Source organism: Orrella sp. 11846 (assembly GCF_048820935.1).
Lineage (GTDB): Bacteria > Pseudomonadota > Gammaproteobacteria > Burkholderiales > Burkholderiaceae_B > Algicoccus.
In genome coordinates, this window is sequence record NZ_JBMERD010000021.1 from 1 (window position 1) to 24260 (window position 24260).

General features: G+C 48.3%; 19 protein-coding genes, 3 tRNA genes and 1 pseudogene. 8 read left to right on the forward strand and 15 right to left on the reverse strand.

Annotated features, from left to right (window positions below; genetic code table 11):
- Window positions 1-71 precede the first annotated feature (71 nt).
- The 8 genes and pseudogenes from typA to scpB all read right to left on the reverse strand — a co-directional run.
- Window positions 72-1907, reverse strand: coding sequence for a translational GTPase TypA (gene typA / locus ACOI06_RS13350; RefSeq protein ID WP_420663092.1), 1836 nt, complete (start codon window positions 1905-1907; stop codon window positions 72-74).
- A gap of 64 nt (window positions 1908-1971) precedes the next feature.
- On the reverse strand, window positions 1972-2718 hold the full coding sequence (gene truB / locus ACOI06_RS13355) for a tRNA pseudouridine(55) synthase TruB (protein WP_420663093.1): 747 nt from the start codon (window positions 2716-2718) through the stop codon (window positions 1972-1974).
- Window positions 2719-2752: 34 nt separating this feature from the next.
- The gene (gene rbfA / locus ACOI06_RS13360; protein ID WP_420663094.1) at window positions 2753-3163 is read right to left on the reverse strand and encodes a 30S ribosome-binding factor RbfA; all 411 of its coding nucleotides are present in this window, start codon (window positions 3161-3163) and stop codon (window positions 2753-2755) included.
- Between the two features lie 31 nt (window positions 3164-3194).
- Window positions 3195-6212: a translation initiation factor IF-2 gene (gene infB / locus ACOI06_RS13365; protein WP_420663095.1), complete on the reverse strand. Its 3018-nt coding sequence runs from the start codon at window positions 6210-6212 to the stop codon at window positions 3195-3197.
- A 69-nt stretch (window positions 6213-6281) separates the two neighbouring features.
- Window positions 6282-7763 (reverse strand): transcription termination factor NusA, encoded by a 1482-nt coding sequence (nusA, locus tag ACOI06_RS13370; RefSeq protein WP_420663096.1) that lies wholly within the window; start codon window positions 7761-7763, stop codon window positions 6282-6284.
- Complete coding sequence (gene rimP, locus ACOI06_RS13375; protein ID WP_420663122.1) at window positions 7760-8257, reverse strand: ribosome maturation factor RimP; 498 nt, start codon at window positions 8255-8257, stop codon at window positions 7760-7762. The genes nusA and rimP overlap by 4 nt, the downstream gene beginning before the upstream one ends.
- A 310-nt stretch (window positions 8258-8567) precedes the next feature.
- On the reverse strand, window positions 8568-10169 hold the full coding sequence (locus ACOI06_RS13380; protein ID WP_420663097.1) for a pseudouridine synthase: 1602 nt from the start codon (window positions 10167-10169) through the stop codon (window positions 8568-8570).
- A gap of 214 nt (window positions 10170-10383) precedes the next feature.
- Window positions 10384-10890: pseudogene (gene scpB / locus ACOI06_RS13385) on the reverse strand (SMC-Scp complex subunit ScpB); the annotation flags it as partial.
- Window positions 10891-11094: 204 nt separating this feature from the next.
- Here scpB and ACOI06_RS13390 point away from each other — a divergent pair.
- Window positions 11095-11171 (forward strand) — tRNA-Met (locus ACOI06_RS13390).
- Window positions 11172-11263: 92 nt separating this feature from the next.
- Here the strand turns inward: ACOI06_RS13390 and ACOI06_RS13395 are convergent.
- Window positions 11264-11704 carry a hypothetical protein gene (locus ACOI06_RS13395; protein ID WP_420663098.1) on the reverse strand — a complete coding sequence of 147 codons (441 nt, stop codon included), beginning with the start codon at window positions 11702-11704 and terminating at the stop codon, window positions 11264-11266.
- A 122-nt stretch (window positions 11705-11826) separates the two neighbouring features.
- On the opposite strand from ACOI06_RS13395, the gene ACOI06_RS13400 reads away from it, so the two are divergent.
- Window positions 11827-12522, forward strand: a complete 696-nt coding sequence (locus ACOI06_RS13400) for a nitroreductase (RefSeq protein WP_420663099.1) — start codon at window positions 11827-11829, stop codon at window positions 12520-12522.
- 123 nt (window positions 12523-12645) lie between these two features.
- Here ACOI06_RS13400 and ACOI06_RS13405 read toward each other — a convergent pair whose 3' ends face one another.
- Together ACOI06_RS13405 and ACOI06_RS13410 are read right to left on the reverse strand one after the other, a co-directional pair.
- Window positions 12646-14661: a TRAP transporter permease gene (locus ACOI06_RS13405; protein ID WP_420663100.1), complete on the reverse strand. Its 2016-nt coding sequence runs from the start codon at window positions 14659-14661 to the stop codon at window positions 12646-12648.
- A gap of 37 nt (window positions 14662-14698) precedes the next feature.
- Complete coding sequence (locus tag ACOI06_RS13410) at window positions 14699-15865, reverse strand: TAXI family TRAP transporter solute-binding subunit (protein WP_420663101.1); 1167 nt, start codon at window positions 15863-15865, stop codon at window positions 14699-14701.
- A 518-nt stretch (window positions 15866-16383) separates the two neighbouring features.
- On the opposite strand from ACOI06_RS13410, the gene ACOI06_RS13415 reads away from it, so the two are divergent.
- The gene (locus ACOI06_RS13415) at window positions 16384-16512 is read left to right on the forward strand and encodes a hypothetical protein (protein ID WP_420663102.1); all 129 of its coding nucleotides are present in this window, start codon (window positions 16384-16386) and stop codon (window positions 16510-16512) included.
- 704 nt (window positions 16513-17216) lie between these two features.
- Window positions 17217-17348, forward strand: coding sequence for a hypothetical protein (locus tag ACOI06_RS13420; protein WP_420663123.1), 132 nt, complete (start codon window positions 17217-17219; stop codon window positions 17346-17348).
- Window positions 17349-17463: 115 nt separating this feature from the next.
- Here ACOI06_RS13420 and ACOI06_RS13425 read toward each other — a convergent pair.
- Window positions 17464-17539: transfer RNA gene (locus ACOI06_RS13425), tRNA-Asn, on the reverse strand.
- A 142-nt stretch (window positions 17540-17681) separates the two neighbouring features.
- On the opposite strand from ACOI06_RS13425, the gene ACOI06_RS13430 reads away from it, so the two are divergent.
- Window positions 17682-17757, forward strand: a tRNA-Thr gene (locus tag ACOI06_RS13430).
- Window positions 17758-18486: 729 nt separating this feature from the next.
- Window positions 18487-18594 (forward strand): hypothetical protein, encoded by a 108-nt coding sequence (locus ACOI06_RS13435; RefSeq protein WP_420663124.1) that lies wholly within the window; start codon window positions 18487-18489, stop codon window positions 18592-18594.
- Between the two features lie 128 nt (window positions 18595-18722).
- Here ACOI06_RS13435 and gdhA read toward each other — a convergent pair whose 3' ends face one another.
- The gene (gdhA, locus tag ACOI06_RS13440) at window positions 18723-20066 is read right to left on the reverse strand and encodes an NADP-specific glutamate dehydrogenase (RefSeq protein ID WP_420663103.1); all 1344 of its coding nucleotides are present in this window, start codon (window positions 20064-20066) and stop codon (window positions 18723-18725) included.
- A 442-nt stretch (window positions 20067-20508) separates the two neighbouring features.
- On the opposite strand from gdhA, the gene ACOI06_RS13445 reads away from it, so the two are divergent.
- Together ACOI06_RS13445 and ACOI06_RS13450 are read left to right on the forward strand one after the other, a co-directional pair.
- Complete coding sequence (locus tag ACOI06_RS13445) at window positions 20509-21501, forward strand: SLAC1 anion channel family protein (protein ID WP_420663104.1); 993 nt, start codon at window positions 20509-20511, stop codon at window positions 21499-21501.
- 261 nt (window positions 21502-21762) lie between these two features.
- The gene (locus ACOI06_RS13450) at window positions 21763-22260 is read left to right on the forward strand and encodes a copper chaperone PCu(A)C (RefSeq protein WP_420663105.1); all 498 of its coding nucleotides are present in this window, start codon (window positions 21763-21765) and stop codon (window positions 22258-22260) included.
- On the opposite strand, the gene ACOI06_RS13455 is transcribed toward ACOI06_RS13450, so the two are convergent.
- Together ACOI06_RS13455 and ubiM are read right to left on the reverse strand one after the other, a co-directional pair.
- On the reverse strand, window positions 22257-22754 hold the full coding sequence (locus ACOI06_RS13455; protein ID WP_420663106.1) for a SixA phosphatase family protein: 498 nt from the start codon (window positions 22752-22754) through the stop codon (window positions 22257-22259). The genes ACOI06_RS13450 and ACOI06_RS13455 overlap by 4 nt on opposite strands.
- 276 nt (window positions 22755-23030) lie before the next feature.
- Window positions 23031-24200, reverse strand: a complete 1170-nt coding sequence (ubiM, locus tag ACOI06_RS13460; protein WP_420663107.1) for a 5-demethoxyubiquinol-8 5-hydroxylase UbiM — start codon at window positions 24198-24200, stop codon at window positions 23031-23033.
- Window positions 24201-24260 lie beyond the last annotated feature (60 nt).

Sequence of the window (24260 nt, forward strand, 5' to 3'; positions counted from 1 at the left end):
AAAAACGTCTTTAAAAAGAAGCCCGAATCAAATGAATGATTCGGGCTTCTTTATGCTTTCAAGCGTTCAGATTAAGATGCTGAAGCTGCATTGGCTTCACGCGCCATTCTGCGACGCTCATGCTCTAACAAGTAGCGTTTGCGCAGACGAATAGATTTAGGCGTGACTTCCACAAGTTCATCATCATCAATAAACTCGACTGCGTACTCCAGTGTCAATTGCACTGGCGGGGTCAAGTCAATATGCTCATCCTTACCCGATGCACGAACGTTCGTGTGTTTTTTCTCACGAATGGGATTGACTACCAAATCATTGTCACGAATATGAATACCGACAATCATGCCCTCATAGAGCGGCTCACCTGGAGACACAAACAGACGACCACGCTCTTGCAACTTCCACAAAGCGTAACCCACTGCCTCACCATTATCTTGGCTGACTAACACACCGTTACGGCGTTCACCAACTGACCCATCTCGAACAGGACCATAGTCATCAAAGATATGGCTCATCAAACCCGTTCCACGAGTCAGCGTCATAAATTCGCCCTGAAAACCAATCAAACCACGGGCAGGAATTCGATACTCCAAGCGTGTACGGCCACGGCCATCTGGCTGCATATCTAGCAAATCGCCTTTACGACGACCAAGCTCTTCCATCACCGCACCTTGATGACCGTCTTCAAGATCAACAGTCAAAAGCTCATAGGGTTCGCAACGAACACCATCCACTTCTTTAAACAGCACTCGAGGACGTGAAACCGCCAGCTCATAGCCTTCGCGACGCATGTTCTCAAGGAGAATGGTTAATTGCAATTCACCGCGTCCAGCCACTTCAAACACCGTGTCATCATCCGTATCACGTACACGCATTGCCACGTTGGCTTTGAGTTCACGATCCAAACGCTCACGAATCTGACGGCTAGTCACATACTTACCTTCTCGACCTGCCAGAGGTGAAGTGTTCACCATGAAGTTCATCACCAGCGTCGGCTCATCAATACGCAGCATGGGCATGGGATCGGGTGAAGACGGATCCATGATCGTGCAACCAATACCGATATCTTCAATCCCGTTAATCAACACAATGTCACCGGCCTCAGCTTCAGACACTTGAACGCGTTCAAGCCCTTTGAACTTCAAGACCTGATTGATACGCCCCTGACCGGGTTTACCTTCAGGCCCAAACTGGAAAGTGACATCCATCCCGGGTTTAAGGCGACCACGATTCACACGGCCTACACCAATTTTTCCGACATAGCTGCTGTAATCCAATGAAATGATTTGCATCTGGAAGGGACCATTCGGATCATCTTCACGGACAGGCACATATTCCAAGATTGCATCAAAAAGTGGACGCATATCACCGCTGCGCACATCCGATGTCAAACCCGCATAGCCAGAAAGGCCTGAAGCATAAATGACAGGGAAATCCAGTTGCTCTTCAGTCGCACCCAGATTGTCAAACAAATCAAACGTGGCATTCACTGCATAGTCCGGACGTGCACCAGGACGGTCCACTTTGTTCACAACCACGATGGGTTTCAAACCCAACTCAAGGGCTTTTCGGGTCACGAAGCGGGTCTGAGGCATGGGGCCTTCAACCGAGTCCACTAACAACAAGACACCATCAACCATCGACAACACACGCTCAACTTCACCACCGAAGTCTGCGTGCCCCGGCGTGTCGATGATGTTAATGTGAGTGCCTTCATAATCCACTGCACAGTTTTTTGCGAGAATCGTAATTCCGCGTTCACGTTCAATGTCACCCGAATCCATCACTCGGTCAGCCATCTGCTGATTGTCACGGAACGTTCCAGATTGCTTAAGCAACTGGTCAACCATCGTTGTTTTGCCATGGTCCACGTGGGCAATAATGGCAATATTACGCAATGCGCGCGACATGTAAACTTCCTTATTCAATAATGTCTTCAGTCTGTGCGCATCAAATAATGCGCACGCTATTCGCTTATTCAGGGCGCCAGGGCAAGGCATCCTTGAGCTCTTGAGGTAATTCATCGTAACGGATCAAGCATTGATCACGATCATCATTCTCTGACAATTGTTCCAGTGCCCAACCATCTTTCATATCAAACGGACCAATCCGTGTACGACGCAATTGGGTCAGGTAAGCACCCACACCCAACGCAAGCCCAATGTCTTGAGCGAGTGTTCGAACGTAAGTACCTTTACTACAGTGCACTTCAACCCAGGCTTGTGTGCCTTCAATGGAATGCAACTTCAATGAATGAATTTGGACCGTCCTTGGTGGGCGTTCAATTTCAATCCCTTGTCGCGCATAGGTATAGAGCGGTTTACCCCGATGCTTCAATGCAGAAGTCATTGGGGGGACTTGCTGTATTTCGCCTTCAAATTTCGATAAAACTTCTGTTAGCACGGCTTCATTCAGATCAATCTGACCTTCATGGCGTGTTGTGACCTCACCTTCAGGATCACCTGAGGTTGTCTGCACACCAAACTGTAGCTGTGCTAAATAGGTTTTATCGGCATCTAACAAAGCGGTTGCCAGCTTTGTCATTCGACCAAAGCAACAGATCAACAACCCTGTTGCAAAGGGATCCAAAGTACCAGTGTGTCCAGCTTTTTGCGCATCGTACAGACGCTTTGCACGTTGTAATGCGTGGTTACTCGACAGTCCCACCGGTTTGTCTAGAAGCAGCAACCCATCTAGTACACGACCTCGACGTTTTCTCATGCAATTTCAATCAATGTCAGTGTTACAAATCGGTTCAGCTTTGTGAATCCGAATCATTCACATCTGAAGACGCCTGCGCATCGCGTGGCGCATTGGCTTCTTCAATCAGACGGGCCATTTCAATACCCCTCTCAAGATGTCCGTCATGGAGAAACTTTAGAGAGGGCACCGTGTGAATGTGCAGCATTTTAAATAGTTGGGAATGCAACCAACCTGCTTTGTCATTCAACAGATCTTCTGCGTGCTGAGCATCTGCACCAATGACTGTGAAATACACCTTTGCATGGGCATAGTCTGCGGACAGATCGAGCCCAGACAAAGTGATCAACCCAGCCTGTTTTGTATCAACTTCACGTTGAATCAAAACCGCCAGATCTTTTTGAATCTGTTCGGCCAAACGCACGTTTCGTGCGGTGACCGGTTTTTTCTGTTTATGTCTTGCCATTAAAACGCCATCAATACGTTATCAGGTGATTTTATAGTGAACGAGCCACTTGTAAAATCTCAAATATCTCCATCTGGTCGCCCAGTTCGATATCGTTATTACCTCGAAGCGTAATACCGCAATCAAAGCCCGCACGAACTTCTTTGGCATCATCTTTAAAGCGACGTAATGAATCCAAGTATCCAGTCCAGATCACCACGTTGTTACGCAGCAAACGAACTTGCGAATCACGTTTGACCAAGCCCTCTGTCACCATACATCCCGCCACAGTACCGATGCGTGAAATATGGTAAACCTCACGGACTTCAACCATACCAATGACTTCTTCACGCTGCTCAGGCGTCAACATACCTGACAACGCTGCTTTCACTTCATCGACCGCATCATAAATAATGTTGTAGTAGCGGATGTCGATACCATTGTTTTCTGCCAACTTACGTGCACTTTGTTCTGCGCGCACGTTAAAGCCAATCACAACCGCACCGGCAGCAATTGCCAAGTTCACGTCACTTTCAGAAATACCACCCACACCTGCGTGCACAACCTGAACTTTCACTTCATCTGTTGACAGTTTAATCAGAGAGTTCGCCAATGCTTCTTGAGAACCTTGAACGTCCGTCTTAATGATCAACGACAATGTCTGAACGCCTTCAACGCTTTGTTCAAACATGGACTCCAATTTCGCGGCCTGCTGGCGTGCCAATTTCACATCGCGGAACTTACCTTGACGGAAGAGCGCAATCTCACGGGCTTTACGTTCATCAGCCAAGCTATTTAGCTCATCACCGGCCGATGGGACGTCGGACAAACCTTGAATTTCAACAGGAATTGAAGGTCCTGCGCTATCGACCGCTTTACCGTTTTCATCCAACATGGCACGCACACGACCGTACGTGGCACCAGCCAACACCATGTCACCGCGATGCAATGTACCCGACTGAACCAGAACCGTTGCAACAGGACCACGGCCGCGGTCAAGACGTGCTTCAATGATCAAACCACGTGCAGGCGCTTCTTCGGGTGCTTCAAGCTCCAGAATTTCTGCTTGCAACAATACGTTTTCTAGCAACTCATCAATGCCCTGTCCTGTCCGTGCAGATACGGAAACGAATGGCACATCACCGCCGTACTCTTCTGGAACGACTTCTTCAGCCAACAAGGCTTGCTTAATCCGTTCTGGATTCGCTTCGGGTTTATCTATCTTGGTAATCGCAACCACGAGCGGCACATCGGCAGCTTTGGCGTGGTGGATCGCTTCACGTGTTTGCGGCATCACACCATCATCTGACGCCACAACAAGAATCACAATATCAGTCGCTTTGGCACCGCGTGCACGCATCGCTGTAAACGCTTCGTGTCCAGGTGTATCCAAGAAGGTCACAACACCACCTTCTGTTTCGACGTGATAAGCACCAATATGCTGGGTAATCCCACCGGCTTCACCGGAAGCCACTTTGGCACGACGAATGTGATCCAACAACGATGTTTTACCGTGATCCACGTGACCCATCACGGTCACCACAGGCGGACGAGGCAACATTTCAACCTCAACCACGTTTTCATCTTCGATCAAGAATGCTTCAGGATCATCCAGTTTCGCCGCCACTGCAGTATGACCAAGCTCTTCAACCACAATCATGGCAGTTTCTTGATCAAGCACTTGGTTAATCGTGACCATTTGGCCCATTTTCATGAGCAGCTTAATCACTTCACCTGCTTTCACAGACATCTTATGTGCGAGATCTGCAACAGAAATTGTTTCTGGCACATGAATTTCGCGTGCGACAAATTCGACTGGTGCGACCTCTTGCGGTGCCGCGCCTCGACCACGTCTTGAACCTCGACCGCCTCGGCCTGAACCCGCACGCCAGCTATCACGACCACCCGCTGCAGTTCTGTTACCGCCACCACCACGTTTGGACGCTTTATCATCTTTCCAACCCGTCGCTGCTTCAGCTGGTTTGCTTGGCTTTTTAGGTCCAGTCGCCGGTTTTTCTGCAGGTTTGACAGGTGTTGCTTTACGGCTTGCCGTTTTACCCGTTTCAGGGTCAGGCTCTGCTCTAAGCACTTTACGAGGACGGTTTAACATGGCACGTAGCGCAGCTGCTTCTTCTTCAGCTTGCTGACGAGCCAGTTCTCGCCTTGCTTCTTCATCGCTCATGTCTTTTGCTTTCGCACGACTTGCACGCTTGGGAGAAACTTTGGCCACTTCAGGCTTGTCTTTCTTTACTTTCTCAGTTTCAGCCGCCACAGCTTTCACTTCAGGCTGCTTCTCTGCTGGCTTGTCTTCTTTTGTGGGTGCTTTTTCAGAAATCACGTTTTCTTTTTGATCGTCTTTTTTAGCTTCAGGTGCAGCCTTCGCCACAGCAGGTGTTTCTGACACTTTTTCTTTAGCGACAGGCGACGTTGCTTCAGGCGCTTTTTCTACCTCAGCTGCCTCGGGCTTAATCGACTTATTGTCGGCTGACACAGTCTCTTGCTGGGTTGTTTTTTCAGCGACTGCAGGTTTTTCAGCTTCCGTTTTTTTCACCTGTGCTGGCTCAACTGGCTTAGCTTCAGGTGTCGCAGACACTTCTTTAGCAGGTGTTGCGGTTGTTTTAGGTGTTTCTGGCGCTTCAACTAAAGCGGCTGCAGGCGTTGGCGCAACTTTCACAGCCGGCGATTCAGCAGGTTGCTCAACGGGCTTGCGCACCTCTGGTGTTGCCGCTGCTGCAGGTTTCTCTTGCGTGGCAGCCTCGGCCGCTGCTTCGGTCAGATCACGCTTGACGAATACACGTTTTTTACGCACTTCAACTGGAATGGTGCGAGAGCGTCCAGCCGCATCGGCCTGGCGAATCTCAGATGTTTGCCGACGTGTCAGTGTGATTTTTTTCCCATCATCCGAACCATGGGCACGACGCAATGACTCCAGCAGTCTGGATTTATCCGCTTCCGAAACAACATCGTCAGTCCCATTCACATTCACACCCGCAGCACGAAACTGCTCAAGCACGACCTCGGCCGGCATTTTCAAATCGGACGCAAATTGGGCGACAGTAATACTCGACATAGACTCTCTCATACACTCATTACGCCTGTCAGTCTCAGCACTCAGGTGCGCCCGACAGGCTTCAATTATTTACTCTTCATCTGTGAACCAGTGCGCACGCGCTGCCAAGATGAGTTTTGCGGCTGCTTCTTGATCCAGACCACTCATTTCCGACAATTCATCAGTCGCGAGTTCTCCCAGATCGTCTCTAGTTTTCACATCATGCTCATCGAGCAAGGCAACCAGATCTGAAGTCATACCTTCCAGACTTAATAAATCCTGACCGGTTTCAACCAGCTCTTCCTGCGCAATAGCCTGCGCAAGCAAAGCGTTACGCGCACGAGTTCTCAACTCGTTAACCGTTTCTTCGTCAAACGCTTCGATTTCCTGAAGTTCGATCATGGGCACGTAAGCGATTTCTTCCAGCCCTGAAAAACCTTCATCAATCAAGATATCGGCAATGGCTTCATCCACATCCAACGTGCGCATAAAACTTTCACGCATTGTCTGGCGCTCAGAATCCTGACGCGCCTGACTTTCTTCTGGTGTCATGATGTTGATTTGCCAACCAGTCAACTCACTGGCCAGACGGACGTTCTGACCTCTGGCACCAATCGCCTTGGGCAAGTTTTCTTCATCCACCACCACATCCATGGCGTGGCGATCTTCATCGACCAAGATGGACTCGATACTTGCCGGTGCAAGTGCGCCAATCACAAACTCTGCAGGCTCTTCTGCCCACAAAACGATATCAACCTGCTCACCGCCCAGCTCGTTTCGAACTGCTGTGACACGCGAACCACGCATGCCAACACATGTACCGATCGGATCGATGCGCTGATCGTAAGCAACAACAGCAATCTTTGCGCGCACACCAGGATCTCTGGCTGCCGCTTTGATCTCCAACAGCCCTTGTTCAATCTCGGGCACTTCGTTCTCAAACAACTGCTTGATGAAATCAGGTGATGTTCTTGACAAAATCACTTGTTGACCGCGGGCAGCACGATCAATCCGCAAAACCAGCGCGCGAACACGATCGCCAATGCGAAGATTCTCTTTAGGAATCATTTCACTACGCGGCAAACGCATCTCGATTTTGCCCGTTTCAATAATACAGTCGCCTTTATCCATCCGTTTGACTGTACCTGAAACAACTGATTCGTTGCGATCCAAGAACTCATTCAGAATCTGCTCACGTTCTGCATCGCGCACACGCTGCATAATGGCTTGTTTTGCAGTCTGGGCGCCGATCCGACCCACATCCATCGGCTCGAGCTCTTCCTCAATGTAATCACCCACTTCAATATCGGGAGCGACTTCGCGAGCGTCTGACAGCAACTCCTGACGATCTGGCTCTTGCAACCCATCTTCATCAGGTACGACTAACCAGCGTCGGTACGATTCACTTTCACCCGTTGTTCTGTCAATCTCAACACGGATATCAACATCCGGTTCAAAGCGTCGCTTAATTGCAGATGCCAGCGCGGCTTCCAGCGCTTCAAACACCACTTCGCGATCGACGTTCTTCTCTCGTGCCAGTGCATCAACTAGCAATAAAACTTCGCGACTCATCGCTTCTTACCTTTGAAATTTAAAAGTGGATTCAACTTCGCGCGTTCTACCTCATCAAAGGTGAACTCAACACGTCGACCCACTCCCTTCTTAGTTTCCAACACAACGGCGTAAGACGGATTTTCATCCGTTTGCGTCTCCTGTTTACCTTCAGCATCATTCTTGAGCAGCTGGCCCACGAATGTTTTTTGCCCATCAACGGCCTCAAATAAACGAATTTCGACCCGTTCACCTGCAAACCGTTCAAAATCTTCAACTGTGCGCAATGGACGATCGACACCAGGCGAACCAACCTCTAAACGCCGATAGTCAATATCCTCTACCTCATAAACACGTGATAGCTGGCGGCTTGCCAACTCACAGTGCTCAATACGCACGCCGTCTGGGCGGTCAATTGTCACGCGCAGCAAACCCATGGGCGCACGCTCCACACTAACCACTTCCAAATCCATCGAGGCCAACGCCTCGCGCGTTAATTGAATTAAATCGATCATTCTTTTAAAAAAAAAGGGCTGTTGAACAGCCCATTCCATCAATCTGGCGACCTCTTACAGGATGCGAGACTGAATAAGACCACACCTAGACATTCGCTCAAAGATCCTGCTGAATTTGCGATCGACATCGATTACTTAATTCAGACACACAACCCTTTGAGTCACAGCTGCAACACGTAGCCTTACACCAGCCACCACAAACGTAGAGGCATTCAAGCCCAGAATAGTAACATGAAACCATACTTCCTGAAACAAACAACGGCTGTTATCGACAGATTTATTTCAGAAAACTTCTAAACACCACAAGATGTTACTTTCGAAATGGCAGGCTCGACTCATGCGCAGAAGCACCACTTGGTTGCCAGTCCGCCGATCGACCTCGTCGTCCACCGCTCGCGCCTTTTCCTTTAGCCGGACCGCGTGATGCAGTTTTCTTAGAAGCTGATTTTCGACCGATTTGCCCCTGAGGACCTGCGACTCGCTCACCTGCTTGCGAACCACGTGTTTTTCTAGCTTTGCGCTGTGGTTGCCCAGCCGTTTGTGGATGGCCGTTCGCAAAACCGCCCGCCACTGTTAATACACCACTATGCAATGGGTCTGGCCTCGCCTTTGCGCGCCCCGAACCACCGCGGGTTGATTGACGACGCAAACCGGAACTTGGCTCACTCAAGAACAGTGGTCGATCCGAAGCAGGCTGCTTAAACCCTGGCGGCAACGCATTGTCATGACTCAGAGGCTGGCGTTGGCGGTGACGCCCACGGACAACCTCTTCATCCTCATCTTTCCATAGCCCAAGTCGAACCATCAGTGCACTGGCCAAATTGGGTGACAACTCTTCCCAACGACCTCGCTTCAAACCTGAGGGCAACACAATATCACCAAACCGTGTGCGCATCAGTCGACTCACAGTCAAACCGACTGCTTCGAACATTCGACGCACCTCCCGATTACGACCTTCATGAATTGTGACACAATACCACTTATTGCTACCTTCACCACCCAGGAACTCAATCGTCCCAAAGTTGGCCATCCCATCTTCAAGCTCAATTCCTTTGAGCAGACGTTGACGATCCTGATCCGTCAACTCTCCCAGTAAACGGACTGCATACTCTCGCTCTTTACCGTAGCGCGGATGCATCAGGCGATTTGACAGATCACCCGAGGTCGTCAAAATCAACAATCCCTCAGTATTCAAGTCAAGACGACCAACAGACAGCCACTTACCCACTTTAATCTTAGGCAAGCGTGCAAACACAGTGGCACGTCCTTGAGGATCATCGTGACTCACGATTTCACCAGCTGGCTTGTGATAAAGAATGACTCTCGGTGGTTTACGTGTTGAAGCACGTGAAACCGGTTTACCATTGACCCGCACCACATCTGTTGGTGCAACACGTTGACCAATATGTGCGGGCTCGCCATTGACAGAAACACGCCCCGCCACAATCAGCTCTTCCATCTCACGCCGGGAACCAACCCCAGCCTGGGCCAGTACTTTATGTAACTTCGGTCTTAACACCTCACTATTGAGAAACTTGTCAAGACGCTTGTCTGTTCCAGGTGCCTTCTGTAAGTATTGGTAAGCTTGTTCGCTATCACCGTCATCCATTGAGGACTGCTGTACCGCCTGATCTTGATTTGAAGATCGTGACGCTTTCCCAGAAGCTCGTGTATCAGAACGGCCACGTCGAAATGGGGTGCGTAGTTTTCTTGTTGGTTTTCTGGGTGTTTCAGGCGTTGCATCCGTTTCAAGTTGAGGCTGTTCGGCAACTTTCTGAGCGTTTTTTTTAGCGCTTGTTTTACGTGCAACTTTTTTTGCAGCAGCTTTACGGGCGCGCGGTTTTTTAGGTGCTTGCACATCTTGCGCTTGCGCCACAATCGGCGATTGGTCCTGATGATTTTCAGTACTCACATTTACTCCATTGCGCACGGACAGATCACGTCGCCATGCATCGATATTCTAATTCTATAAATTTTTGAACGGATCAAGCCTAATCCTGCTTCTGCTCTAGGTCTGAAGCTTCAGAGCTCGACGTATTGATCTCAATTTGTTCCGACTCATCAGTCGTCGACACACTGGGCTGATTTGTCTCGACGGCTTGCACCAAATCAATCTGCGACGGTGGCTCGATTGCTGGCAAATCACTTAGAGTCTGTAGCCCAAGATCATCAAGAAATTGCTGAGTTGTCGCCAATAACGATGGTCGACCAGGACTATCCCGATAGCCGATCGTTTCGATCCAACCCCGCTCTTCCAAGGATTTTACAATTTGAGACGACACACTGACACCACGTATCGCTTCAATATCGCCCCGTGTGACTGGCTGCCTCCAGGCAATGATAGCCAGCGTCTCCAACACAGCTCGCGAATAACGTGGAACTTTCTCGGGATTCATACGCTCAAGAAAGCGCTGCATTGATTTCTTACTCTGAAATCTCCAGCCGCTCGCAATCTCCACGAGCTCCATCCCTCTATCTTGCCATTGTTGCTGTAATTTTTCCAGCAAAATTTGCAATTCTTTTGCGTTCACCTCGCCAGATTCGAACAGATTTTGCATTTCTGCAACTGTCAACGCGTGATCCGCACACAAAAGTGCAGTCTCCAGCACTTTTAAGATGTGTGGCTCGTCCATTGTAATCTCAGTGTCATTTTAAGCTTTAGATCGGACAACATAAATCGGTTCACTCATGCAGAGAAGAGGACAAGTCTAACAAGGCAATGCAATTACATCACAACAAAGAGGGACAAATTTCACACAAATCTCACGCAAAAGATATAGTTCGACCCTATTATTTGCATTAAACAAAAAGCTTTGCTATACTTCTTTTATTCCAGACGCGGGGTGGAGCAGTCTGGCAGCTCGTCGGGCTCATAACCCGAAGGTCGTAGGTTCAAATCCTGCCCCCGCAACCAAATTTAAAAACCCCTGTTCGCAAAAGCGAACAGGGGTTTTTTCTTATCTGTTTCCAACTCGACTTTCAGGTATGTATTACGTTAACTACGTGTTACGTAATGCAATTTGAAGAAATACATATGTTCATTTCATCAAAAACATAACGTTGCGCCAAAAAAGGCGTATGTGTCAGTGTCTGTCGCAACGCATCGACACCCTTACTTTCTGTAACCACAACGATGTATTTAACGGGTTTCTCAATACGTGCCAGCATGGCCATAAAAAGCTTGGCTAAAAATGCCGCGATTTCAGAGCGCATGGAACAACACAAACAAGAACCATCCGGCGCTTGGGTCAACTCGTCTTGCGTTAGTCTTTCAAAACGTAGCACAACAGGCCATTGTGATGGGCGTGGCGTAGCCGCCAACACATAGACATCTTGCAAGTTCGCGAATGATTTTAAATGACAAGGTAGGTGCTGAATACCCTCCTGCCCTGAACCCACATGGCAAACCACCACTTTAATTCGGTGATCCGTTTCTTGTTTAGACATATTCAATTCTTAGCGACTGATGTTCTGTGAGAGAATTTCTAGCAACACTGTGCCTATTGCACTTAAACCACTCAATTCAAGTATCGTCAAACATTAACACGAGGTAATCAGGAGGCTTTGTTGTGATTCAAAATGAAATTCAAAAAACTGTTGACGACGTACTCTGCAGCCGACGTTCTATCCGCGCATATCTGCCAACGCCAGTGGATCGTGAAGATCTAGAGTGCATTCTTGAGGTCGCAGCTAGAGCCCCTTCCGGATCGAACGCTCAACCTTGGAACGTTTATGTCGCAACAGGCAAAACGCTTCAAGCCGTGGGTGAAGAAATGACCCATGCATTCCTCACGCCCGAGATCAATGCTGAACACAAAGCTGAATATCAATACTATCCACTGAAATGGCAAAGCCCCTATCAGGAACGTCGCCGTAAAGTCGGTTGGGATCTCTATACCCTGTTAGGGCTGGGTCGAGAAGACAAAAAAGGCATGACTATGCAACATGCCAGAAACTTCAAGTTTTTTGATGCGCCCGTTGGCATAATCTTCACAACCAATCGAATTATGGAAGCAGGTTCATGGTTAGATTTTGGCTGCTTTTATCAATCAGTCATGATTGCGGCTCGTGCGCGAGGTCTAGATACCTGTCCACAAGCCGCTGTAAATCAATTTCATAAAATTCTTCGCAAGCACTTGGACATTCCTGAGGATGAAATCGTCTTGTGCGGCCTTTCTTTGGGTTATGAAGACACCACAAAAATTGAGAATACGCTCGTTACTGAACGAGAACCAGTCTCTGGATTCGCTAAATTCTTTGACTGATCGAAACAAACTCAAACCAAAGATCAAACATCCGCCCCATAGAAAATCGGCTTTGTGACTTAATTGCACAAAGCCGATTTTTTTGATGCCCAACCTATGCGTTTGTTAAACGCTTAAAGATCGTTACGCCATACGAGCCGGGACAGAAGAAGTTCGTTGAGAGATTTTGGCAAAGAAAATTGAAATCAACGTCAGCACAATCCCAGTCGACAACAACTCAAAGTTTGTGAAGTCAATATCGCCACCCGCTGGAAGTGCGAACATCAACCCACCAAAGAATAGACATAGACGTGCGAGCCTACCCATGATGCCTTGATCCATACGCCCCACTTTAAGCAAATAACCTTCGAGCGCCGAGGCAATCAAAGCTAAACCAATGATGGCGGTCAAAATCACGACAAACACATCCATACCATCGCCACGCAAGATCAACGCAGGGTTAAGAACGAAGAAGAACGGTACAAAATACATCGTGCTACCCAATCGCATCGATTGCATACCCACTTCGACAGGTCTCGCGCCAGCCAGACCAGCTGCCACAAAGGATGCCAGTGAAACAGGCGGTGTAATGAATGACACCATACCCCAGTACATCATGAACAAGTGCACAGCCAACGGATCAAATCCGGATGCAATCAAGGGTGGTGCCAACACAATTGCCAAGAAGATATAGCAAGCTGTAATGGTCATACCCATCCCAAAGATAAAGCTTGTAATGGCACCCATCACTAAGAGGACATAGACGTTGTCACCGGCCAGATAGATCAGATCATTGGCTAAAGTACCGGCTAGACCGGTCACTGACATAGCGCCAATAATCAAACCCACACCAGCGAGCAATGCGGCCAGTTCTGACAAAGAGGCTGTCACACCCAGAATCAGATTGCCCAGTTTTTTCCAGCTCAAACGATATTTCGGGCTGAACTGGTTGATGATCAACAAAAGTGCTGTGGAATAAAAAGGCGCCAACGCTTCAATTTGTTCAACCAACAACAACCAGATCAGCACAACAAACACAATGATGTACTGCCAGCCTTCCATGAAGGTCTTGCGCAACGATGGCAACTCAGCCTCAGGCAACCCTTTCAAGTTATGACGTGCTGCATAGCCGTCAATCTGCATGAAGAGCGCAAAGTAAAACAAAATCGATGGAATGGCAGCAGCGATCGCAATCTGTCCGTATGGAATTCCCAAGAACGCTGCCATCACAAACGCCGTGGCTCCCATAATCGGCGGCATCAAGACGCCTCCCGTTGAGGCGCAAGCCTCCACACCAGCGGCATACTTTGCGGAGAAACCGGTGCGTTTCATCGCAGGAATGGTCACAACACCAGTTGTCAGGACGTTTGACACAACACTACCAGACACAGAGCCCATCAAACCACTGGCAGCAATCGAAACTTTCGCGGGGCCGCCACGAACTTTACCGAAAGCAGCAAACGCTAAGTTGTTGAAGAACTCAGCCGCCCCCGTAAATTGCAATACCGCTCCGAACATCACAAAACCTATCACCAGTTCACCAAAAGCGCGCATGGGAATCCCCAAAACGCTCTCACTACTAGTGAAGTGATAAGCCATTGTGGTTTCAAAATCCTGACCCAAACCACTAATCGGACCTGGCATCACTTCGGCAAACACTGGATACAAAGAAAAGAGCGCAACCACGACAAACACCGCAGTACCACCTGCCCGTCGCGTTGCCTCCAACAGCATCAGCCAGCCAGCGATGGAAACCATGACAGCCGTGGGCGGCGCCATAAACTCCCAAGCCTCCGAAATAATTCGGTAGGCGTTGAGTGTGAAATAACAAAAAACCGCTATCGTAATCAGAAATGCAACGACGTCATACCATGGCACCCTTATGCGAGAGGATTTCCCTGTCGCGGGTACATAGATAAAAACCAGCCCGATAAGCAGAGCACCTAGAGAGTACAAATAGGCGGTATCCAGTAACTGATGACCTATAAAGAACCCCCAGTTCAACAACTGATTTAAAGAGAGAAATATAGCTAGAGAACCAAGTGCAATGGCAACCCCCTTCCAAAAACCGCTGAGCTGTCGCAAGCGCGCCTGTTCTTCTGCTGCGCCCGCTGGTTGTTCAGTTTTCTCTGCTGCTTCGTTATTTATGCTCTGACTCATCGTGACTCGCTACAGTGTTAGTAATGAATAATCAAAATTACCAAGACATCATCACAGGATCCATGCCTGCTGCTTTTAACGCTTCCCCACGCGTTTTCATCCAGTCTTTCTCGAAAGCTTCTTCACTGTCATGTTTGCGGCTTTTCACGTCTTGCCAGGCTTTTGCCAAGACTTCTTGACGCTTCACCAACTGATCATTGTTGGCCTGATCTTCATCACTCCAGAGTCCCATCTCTTTAAAGACTTCGATGGCACCATCGTGGTATGGCATAGCCCAGCTGAATTTCTGACGATCCATCGCCCAGCCTGTATTGCCTGGCGCAGAGTCTTTATAAAGATCGAACGTATCAATCATTGCTTGCGTCACTTTTTTAACCAACTCTGTATTTTGCGTGTCATACGTCATCAAAATTGGATATGGATAAGCAGTTGATTGAGCGGGTGTATCGGCACTCAGATCTGCACCATCAGTCGCACTCACAGGGAAATAGAATGGTGCTAATGCCGTCATTCGTGCCCAGCCTTCTTTATCATTCGGGTCAAAGACTGGATAGGCAATGCCACGAGGTGATTTAGCCAATGCGTAAGCCTTACCAGAAATGGATGATGAGAACGCAGCATCGGCTTGTCCGTTAATCACACCGTCCATCGCGGCACCAAACCCACCGAACTCGACTTTTTGCACATCATCCCAAGTCAGACCAGCAAACGCCAAGTTGGCTGTAATGTTTTGGTTCAATGCGGGTGATCCAATCACCCAGGCAATCCGCTTACCTTTCAGGTCAGCTGGAGTTTTAATACCCAAGTCTCCAGCAACCACGGTTGTCAACGCTTGATCGGAGTTGTTCAACAACAGCGCACGAACTGGCTGTGGACCCCATTGGCTTTGGCCGAAATCATAAATCCCTTCTTGGGCCATGTAGCTACCGCCAACACCATTCGCAGAGAAAGTCACCTTACCTTCGCGCAATGGCAAAGTTCTGGAAACGTCATTCTTACCAGGCAAAATCCGTAGGTTGATGCCGTACTTTTGTTTGAATGCATTACCAATTGCGACAGCCTGGTTATAACCACCAGAGCCCACATCGTAAGCACTCCATGCCAGTGTGGCTGGCAAATCGAGTGAGTTGTCTTGCGCCAACGCCATTGGGCTGCAGAGTGCGGCTGATACAGCGACGCCTAAAAGCTTCAATTGCAATTTCATTCATGTCTCCTTGTTACATTTATATACGGATCGCGAACCACGGCATTTATCTTTTATCGTGACAAGCGATCAACCTATGCAGTGTAGCGAATAGGAAGAAAGATTTTCTTACAGGGTTTACCCCATTCGGAACAGGTTTTTATTACAAGTGCACCCTATTAGTCCACAGAGAACGAGTCTGAAACATTAGTAATTACCCGTTCAAGGAAGGCTTGAATGATCTGCGTCTGATCCAAATCAGGACTTATCGATCCTACCTATGTAAAGGCGAATGCCACGACAAACAGCCCAAGACGGCTCAGAATTCGATCAGCATCAAACATCTGACGTCAAATGGACGCAAAGCAACCAAAGGAAATTGTGAGATTTAGAGATCGGTGCCCTTCACTTAAGCCAACAATCTAGTCTGGAGTTACGACAGGATCTTGGGGGTGGCGTGTCTGGCCATCAACACTTGCCGACCTTGCAAAACCGCACAACAATCTAATCTGATTATTGCTGTGGGAACAGGAGAATATATGTCAATCCGCAAACATAAAGAATCTTCCTTGTGGTGGGTCGATATCACATCACCAGTCGGTAAAAAATTAGACGACCTACTGGCACAGTCGACCGCAAGCGGTCGCAAGCGTACCACGACAGGCTAAAAGCTGAATTATGGCGCATGCACTAAACCAGAGATAAGCCTAAACGCCTATTTGAACAAGCCCGCATAGCATTTCTTCAAGCAAGCGAACATCAACGCGACCTCGCAACAAAAGTCAGGCACGTTAAATATTGATGTACTGTATTTGCAGGACATTCAATCTACTCTTTAACAAAAGATGACATTATCGGAAACCTGCCAACATACTGAACGTATGACGACAGGCCAACAATCAAGCTCGCGCCTGCAACCAGAAATCATTATCTAGCAAGCATCAGAAGAATTCTATCGATCGCACAAGAATCGGGATGGATAGATTCCGCACCTCGGCTGTCAGCAGCAACAGAGCCTGATATACGAGTTCACCGGATCACTCACAACTAGGCTGATGCGCTACTACGCTCAATCAAACTGCCGTGGGTACATGATGCTTGCCGTTTCGCGCTTGCAACAGGATGTCGATCCAACGAGATATTCTCACTCACGTGAGATAAAGTCGATCTTAGACGGCGTCTTGCGTGGTTGAGTCACGACATTGCAAAATCCAAGAATGCCAGAGCCGTCCCCCTCAACAACGACGCACTTGACGTCATCAAAAGTCGTCAAGGCTCACACGAAACCCTAATATTCTCCTGAGGATTTAGCGGGAAGAAAATCTCGCAAATAGACCGACTCGATTTCAACTCAGCGATTGATAAAGCAGGAATCAAAGATTTCACATTCCACGATCTTCGTCATACATGGGCATCATGGCATGTGCAGTCTGGCACACCACTGTTTGTTCTGAAGGAGTTAGGTGGGAGAAGCTTGGAATGGTTAGGAAGCATGCTCACCTGAATGCAGACCATCTGGCTGAATACGCAAATGTTGTCACGTTTAGGTCACAGCAAGAGTTAGAAAAGAAAAAGCCACTGGCTAGAGTGGCTTATCTTCTTGATTTCACAGTGTATTTTGGCTCCCCAAGCTGGGCTCGAACCAGCGACCTACGGATTAACAGTCCGGCGCTCTACCGACTGAGCTATTGGGGACCGGATGTGAAAAAAGAATATTAACAAAGAAAAAAGATTTATGCAAATTCGTCGATAACAAGCAACACCTTTCTCCGATTGCAAGGTCAGAATGTTCCATACAAACCACGGTTTTATTTTTTCTGTTAAGATTCACGCCTATGCCGATGTAGCTCAGTTGGTAGAGCAGCGCATTCGTAATGCGAAGGTCGGGGGTTCGACTCCTCTCATCGGCACCAGCCTCATCTAATCAATAGGTTAGAGTGTTCTTTTGCCTATCGCTTAGAAAAACTATCGCTTAGAAAGCACATAGGCCACAAAAACCCCCTCGATATCCCGGTTTAGAATCAAAACTCCCCACAAATTGTGCCGAGGATGAACTATGAGAAGCCTCTTCAGCGTGTTGTTGTTCGCCGCGACTGGCAATAAATGACCAGTCTATTGCCAATAAGTCAAGTCCCAATAGTGCTGTAAATTCCTCTGCGCTCAAGCCACTGATATCATGATTTTATTCAGACCACAGCAGTGATGCTTGCGACACTGCTGTGGAGCTCATCACGTAGCTCACCGTGTTGCCAATGCAGATGCTTAATATCTCCCGATATCCGTCATGACGGACCCCAGAAACATTCAGTACCGCTCGCTGCACGACACGATCGCAATCGCGGGACTTCAAGAGAACATGGCATCGACGATTAGAAAGGCGTCAATACCGTCCAAGCAACGCTCATCAAACACGTTGATCCGAGGACAGACGACTCACAAGGCTCTTGGAGAAGCCCACGTCGCAGTCAGATCAGATCACTAATATCGAGCTCGAGTCGGAACTAGAGCCAAGTCTTGCGGCTAGAGTGGCATTGATCCTTGCCGACTCAGTTGCGGGAAAAACTGAGCTTACACATCTGCTTGGGCGCAAATCCATTTCAGACGCCTTACATCGCCAAATCCGTTATTGACTGGGTGAGCAAATTCTGGCAATGACGGTACCTGACAAACCCAACAGCCGCTTACAGCAATATCACCTCACTGAGCAAGGCCACACTCTAATTACGGAATTGAAAGCCACGTCAAAGTAAGCAAACCCATGAATCATGGTGTTTTTAAGTGCCTGAGGGACGCAGCGCCAAAATCATCTGACGCTGCATGCTGCCTACACATAACTTTCTAACAAGAATGCAAAGTGGGCGCGGGCGGTGTTTCTGTATCAAATCACACCTTGCGCATTCATAGCATCCGCAACCTTCACGAATCCGGCAATGTTGGCACCATCAACATAACTGATTTTGCCATTTTTATCGCGCCCATAACTCAAGCAAACGTCATGGATACACGTCATGATCTTAAAGAGACGTGCATCAACTTCTTCGCGCGTCCAAGACATACGTAATGAATTCTGACTCATCTCAAGCCCCGAGGTCGCGACACCGCCCGCATTACTGGCTTTACCAGGTGCAAATAAAACATCGGCTTCTTCAAAAGCGTGCACGGCCTGAATGGATGTGGGCATATTGGCCCCTTCTGCCACACACAGAACACCATTTTGAATCAGCATCTTGGCATCATCGACATCGAGCTCATTTTGTGTTGCACAAGGTAAAGCAACGTCCATGGGGACATGCCATGGTCGACTGCCCACTTCAAATCGGGCACCTACTTTTTGTGCGTAATCACTGACACGACCATAGTCATTGTTCTTGATGCTCATCAGAACTTCAAGTTTCTCTAAACTAAAGCCTTCATCATCGATGACTGTCCCACTAGAATCTGAGACCGTCACAACCTGCCCACCAAGTGCCAGAACTTTTTCTATGGCGTATTGTGCGACATTGCCTGATCCAGATACGCCAACTCGCAAACCCTCCAACGACAACCCGCGTTGCTTGAGCATTTCCTGAGCAAAGTAGACCACTCCATAACCCGTCGCTTCGGGTCGAATCAAAGAACCACCAAAGCTCAAGCCCTTACCCGTAAAAACGCAATCAGACCGATTACTGAGTTTTTTATACATACCGCTCAGAAAGCCAATTTCTCGCCCACCCACTCCAATATCACCAGCGGGTACGTCGGTTGATGAACCTACATGACGATAGAGCTCCGTCATAAATGCCTGGCAGAAACGCATCACTTCGCCCTGACTTTTGCCTTTCGGATCAAAATCAGAGCCGCCTTTACCACCGCCCATGGGTAGGGTCGTCAATGCATTCTTGAATGTTTGCTCAAACCCTAGGAACTTGAGGATGGACAAATTCACAGAAGGATGGAATCGTAAGCCGCCCTTATAGGGACCAATCGCAGAGTTATGCTGAACCCGATAACCGCGATTGACTTGAACCTCATTATTGTCATCGACCCACGCAACCCGAAACATCACAACACGTTCGGGTTCTACTAAACGCTCAAGTAAAGAGTTTTCAGCATACTGCGGGTTTTGTTCAATGAACGGCCATAAGCTTTCGACAACTTCGGTCACAGCCTGGATAAATTCTGGCTGATGGGGATTACGTTGCGCCACAGCCTCTATGAAATCCTGACAAGAACTATATTTCATTAAATCTTAAGCGAGAAACCTCACGGAAATGAGGTGGGATAGCACACCACGCCTTGCGTGATCCGTTTCTCGCGACCTCCTTTTGGGTTGAGCTATCTGTTAAATACAAGACAATCGCCATTCCCATCCTGAATCGGCTGAACGTCTTTGTGTCCAGAAATAATCGGCGATAGGCCTACGACCAACCAAATGGCAACCCGTTAAAGCGGCGCATTGTCATCGCATAAATTTTTACACAATCGGCCTTCGTTTTGAAATAAAAAAACCATTTTTTGTAAAAAAATGTTTGTCTGCAACACGAACACTACGCACACAGACTGTTCACATCATTTCTAGATTAATTTAAACAATCGTTATGTTTATTTATATAATATAATGATTATCGTCTATACTGAACATTTGATGACAACCAGAATAACACTTTCGATTCAAAGAGTTTTTTATGCAAACTAATCGTTCAGCACCAGACCAGCGACAGTCGCTGGAACACTTTCCGATTAATACATTTGCATCCGTCATGGGTTTTGCGGGCTTGTCGCTCGGATGGCAGCATATTGCAAGCGCCCATGTCATTGGCGCAAACGAGACGGCTTGTACACTGCGTTTATTCACCTCTGCCCTTTTCTTAATCTTGTTGGTGACGTACTTTATCAAAGCGATTCGTTATCCGAAATCCATTTCGCAAGAATTACAACATCCCGTCAAAATTAGCTTTTTCGCGACCATCCCCATCAGCATCATCTTGCTCTCGCAGCTTTGGCTAGAGCCCAGACCTGAGCTCGCACGACTACTCTGGTTTGCAGGTTCGATCACAATGCTTGTGGCCACCATGGCAACCTTTTATAGCTGGATGCATCAGCACCACTACAAGCGTCCTCATCTAAACCCCGCTTGGTTTATCCCAGTCGTGGGGAATATTTTGATTCCAATCGCGGGCGTCCCTCTGGGCTATCCCGAAACCAGCTGGTTCTTTTTTAGTATCGGTTTGGTTTTCTGGATGGTCTTACTCGTTCTGATCACAAGTCGGTTGTTTTTTGAGCCACCGTTGCCGGATCGCTTATTACCTACACTTTTCATCCTTCTAGCACCACCTGCAGTTGGATTTATTGCGCTTACAAGCCTAGAAAACCAACAAATAGGCACGCTGTCTCAGATTCTGTTTGGCATCAGTTTATTTCTCGGCTTAATTCTGATCTCCAGCCTGCACCGTTTCATCCGTTTGCCCTTCTTTTTATCCGCCTGGGCTTATGCCTTCCCGACTGCTGCATTGACCTTAGCTTGTTTCAGGATGGTGAGCATCAATCACAATCCGGGCTTGGCCGTATTAGCCGTTAGCTTACTGGCCATTCTGTCGCTACTCGTTTTATGGTTATTGATTAAATCCATTCTGATGATGGCTCGTGGCCGCCTGTTTGTGCCCGAGCCACCCATGTAAAAGATTCAACATGGCAGCTAATCGAAAATCATCGAATGAGGCAACACACGATCCAGTAGGCCCCAAACCACTCTGTACGCGAGCCTGCTGGATTGTTTTAGCTGCATTGCTAAGCATACTGATTTTGATTTGGTTATTTTATGAACCAGCACCCGGCGGGGCGGACTTATGTAAAATTTTTGGCTACGCAGTTTGCATCCTTTCAAAGCTAGACTGACTACAATGAAGGCATTAAGACACTCATTACAGGAGCACTTTCTCATGAAATTTGGTTTTCGACAGGCTATTGCCATCTCATTTTTGATGAGTGTTACAGCGAGCACAGCCTTTGCCCAAACAAACACACTGACATTTAACGACCCTTGGATTCGGGCGTCTGTACCCGGTCAAAAGCATGGTGCCGGTTACGTCACCATCACGAATCCTAGCGGTCAGGCGACAGAGCTTAAAGCCGTACAAAGTGATCGTGCAAAGCGTGTCGAGTTGCATACGATTCTGCGTGAGGACGGGGTCGCTAAAATGCGTCAGGTTCAAGATATCCCGGTACCCGCCAATGGCGAAGTCAAATTGGAACCCGGTGGCTATCACATTATGTTCGTGGGTTTGAATAAACCGTTTGTGGCCGGCGAAAACATCCCATTGACGTTAGAGTTCACCAATCAGTCACCCGTCATCGTTAACTTTGAAGTGAAGGCCGCTACGCACAACCCAGTACGCGGTCAATCAGAACACATCCATCACCACGACAAAGGTCACTAAGACTTGGCAACCTGCAGCGGATCCATTACATCAATCTGCTGTAGGGTTTCAGAAGTCACCCCCAGCCAGGAGTCCACATCAAAAGTTAGATGGACCGCTGCACTCGTGCCTAGACCGACTAACCGTCCAGCACATTGAGTCACTAGGTCTTCTAAACCTGGGTTGTGTGCAACGATCACCAATGTCTGAACCGCATCGTCTGTCTGCGAAATAACCGCCCACAATGCCTGCGTACTCGCCAGATACAATTCTGGTAAAACCTGTATAGATTTCTCGCCATATTCAGTCAGACCTGCAAGAATACGAGCCGTGGACACAGTCCGTGCTGCCGAGCTGCTCTTGATTAAATCGGGTACCACATTGCGTTGCGCCAAAAATCGCTTTAACGCGCTAACTTCATTCACCCCCTCTTCACTCAACAGCCGATCCTGATCGTGTGCGGTCGAGGTAAAGTTCAACGCATGGCCATGCCGAATCAACCACAGATTTTTCATTAATTTTGTCCTGTCATAATATCAACCCTATCATACGCGCTAGACAGAAAACATGTCACTGTATCAAACGGTATCGACCCCGACTGCCACCCGAAATTGGTTGAGTTCCGACTTACTTATTCCAGATTCACATCACAAGTTCCCAAAGAGCTCGGTGGTGGAAAATGGTCAAATCCCTGTACCAAGCTGTATTTATCACCAAGACTGACAGTCAAGTCCTAAAAGTGCTGTAAATTTCTCTGCGCTCAAGCGGCTGGCATTATGGTTTTTTAGTGATTAACCAGTCAATTGCGATGCAACAAATCGCTTAAAAGGCGTGATACGTTCAGCAGCACCCAACACCGCTTTCCTAAGCAATCGAGCTGGCTGGTGGTCTTTGGTATATAAACCCACCACCAAATTCGTTGCCGCATATAAAGGCAGGCTCTGTCGTCGGTGCGCACGGGTGTAATTTGCCAGTATTTGTTCAGATCCAATGTCGTGTCCTCGACCCCAAGCGTCAATCACACCCTCCCTTAAATGCTTAATGCTCAAAACACCCAAGTTAAACCCATGCGCAGTCACCGGGTGCATGCCAACAGCCGCATCGCCGATCAACGCAAAACGCTGCGCATGAAAACGGCTTGCATACGTCCCAACCAAGGGATAAGTAAACCGTTCACTAATCCGCGTCATCTGACCCAGCCTGAACTCATAGCGCTGGCTGATGTCCTGATTAAACGCTGCCTCATCTAAAGCTTCTAATACCTTGAGTTGTTCATGCGGCAAGGTCAAAACGACAGAAGCCACTTGACCATTCATCGGTAGCAATGCGCGGGTCTGTCCATAGCCAAACCATTCCCAGGCGACATGATCGTGCGCCACTTCGTGCTCGACACGAAACACCATCATACTTTTGCCATAATCAAACATCTGGGTGGATATCCCCATCGCCCGTCGCGTCTCAGAAAAGCGACTATCCGCAGCAACCAATAAGGTGCTACGGATAATTTGTCCATCACTTAACTCCACCTCAGCCATTTTTGAATCACTACGAACGGCTTTGATGGCCACTTGATCGAGCAAATCAATCTTGGGATGATCCTGTATTTGTTCGTAAGCGGCCTGACGAATCAGATAGTTGGGGACCAACCATCCAAGCTGGGACTTTTTTCTCAAGGCTGCACTGACTTGCATCCCGTCCTGGGGATTGTGACCATCCAACACCTGTGCGTGGCGCAAATCTGAGATTTCAGTTTCAGAGATTCGAGACCACACACCCCACTCTTTTAACAACCGCACCGATTCGTGAGTCAGCGCGATTTCACGACCATCAAACTGCGGTGACTCCAGCGCATCGCGTGACTGACGCTCCAGAAGCACGACTCGCATCCCGGCTTTTGCCAAAGCACTGGCCAGGCAAAGTCCTGTCGGACCTGCCCCGATAATGGTTACATCCGTTTGCATCGTCAAATTTCCTGCTTAAGCAAATTCTCACAGACATCCATTCTATGGGGCTTGTTATCA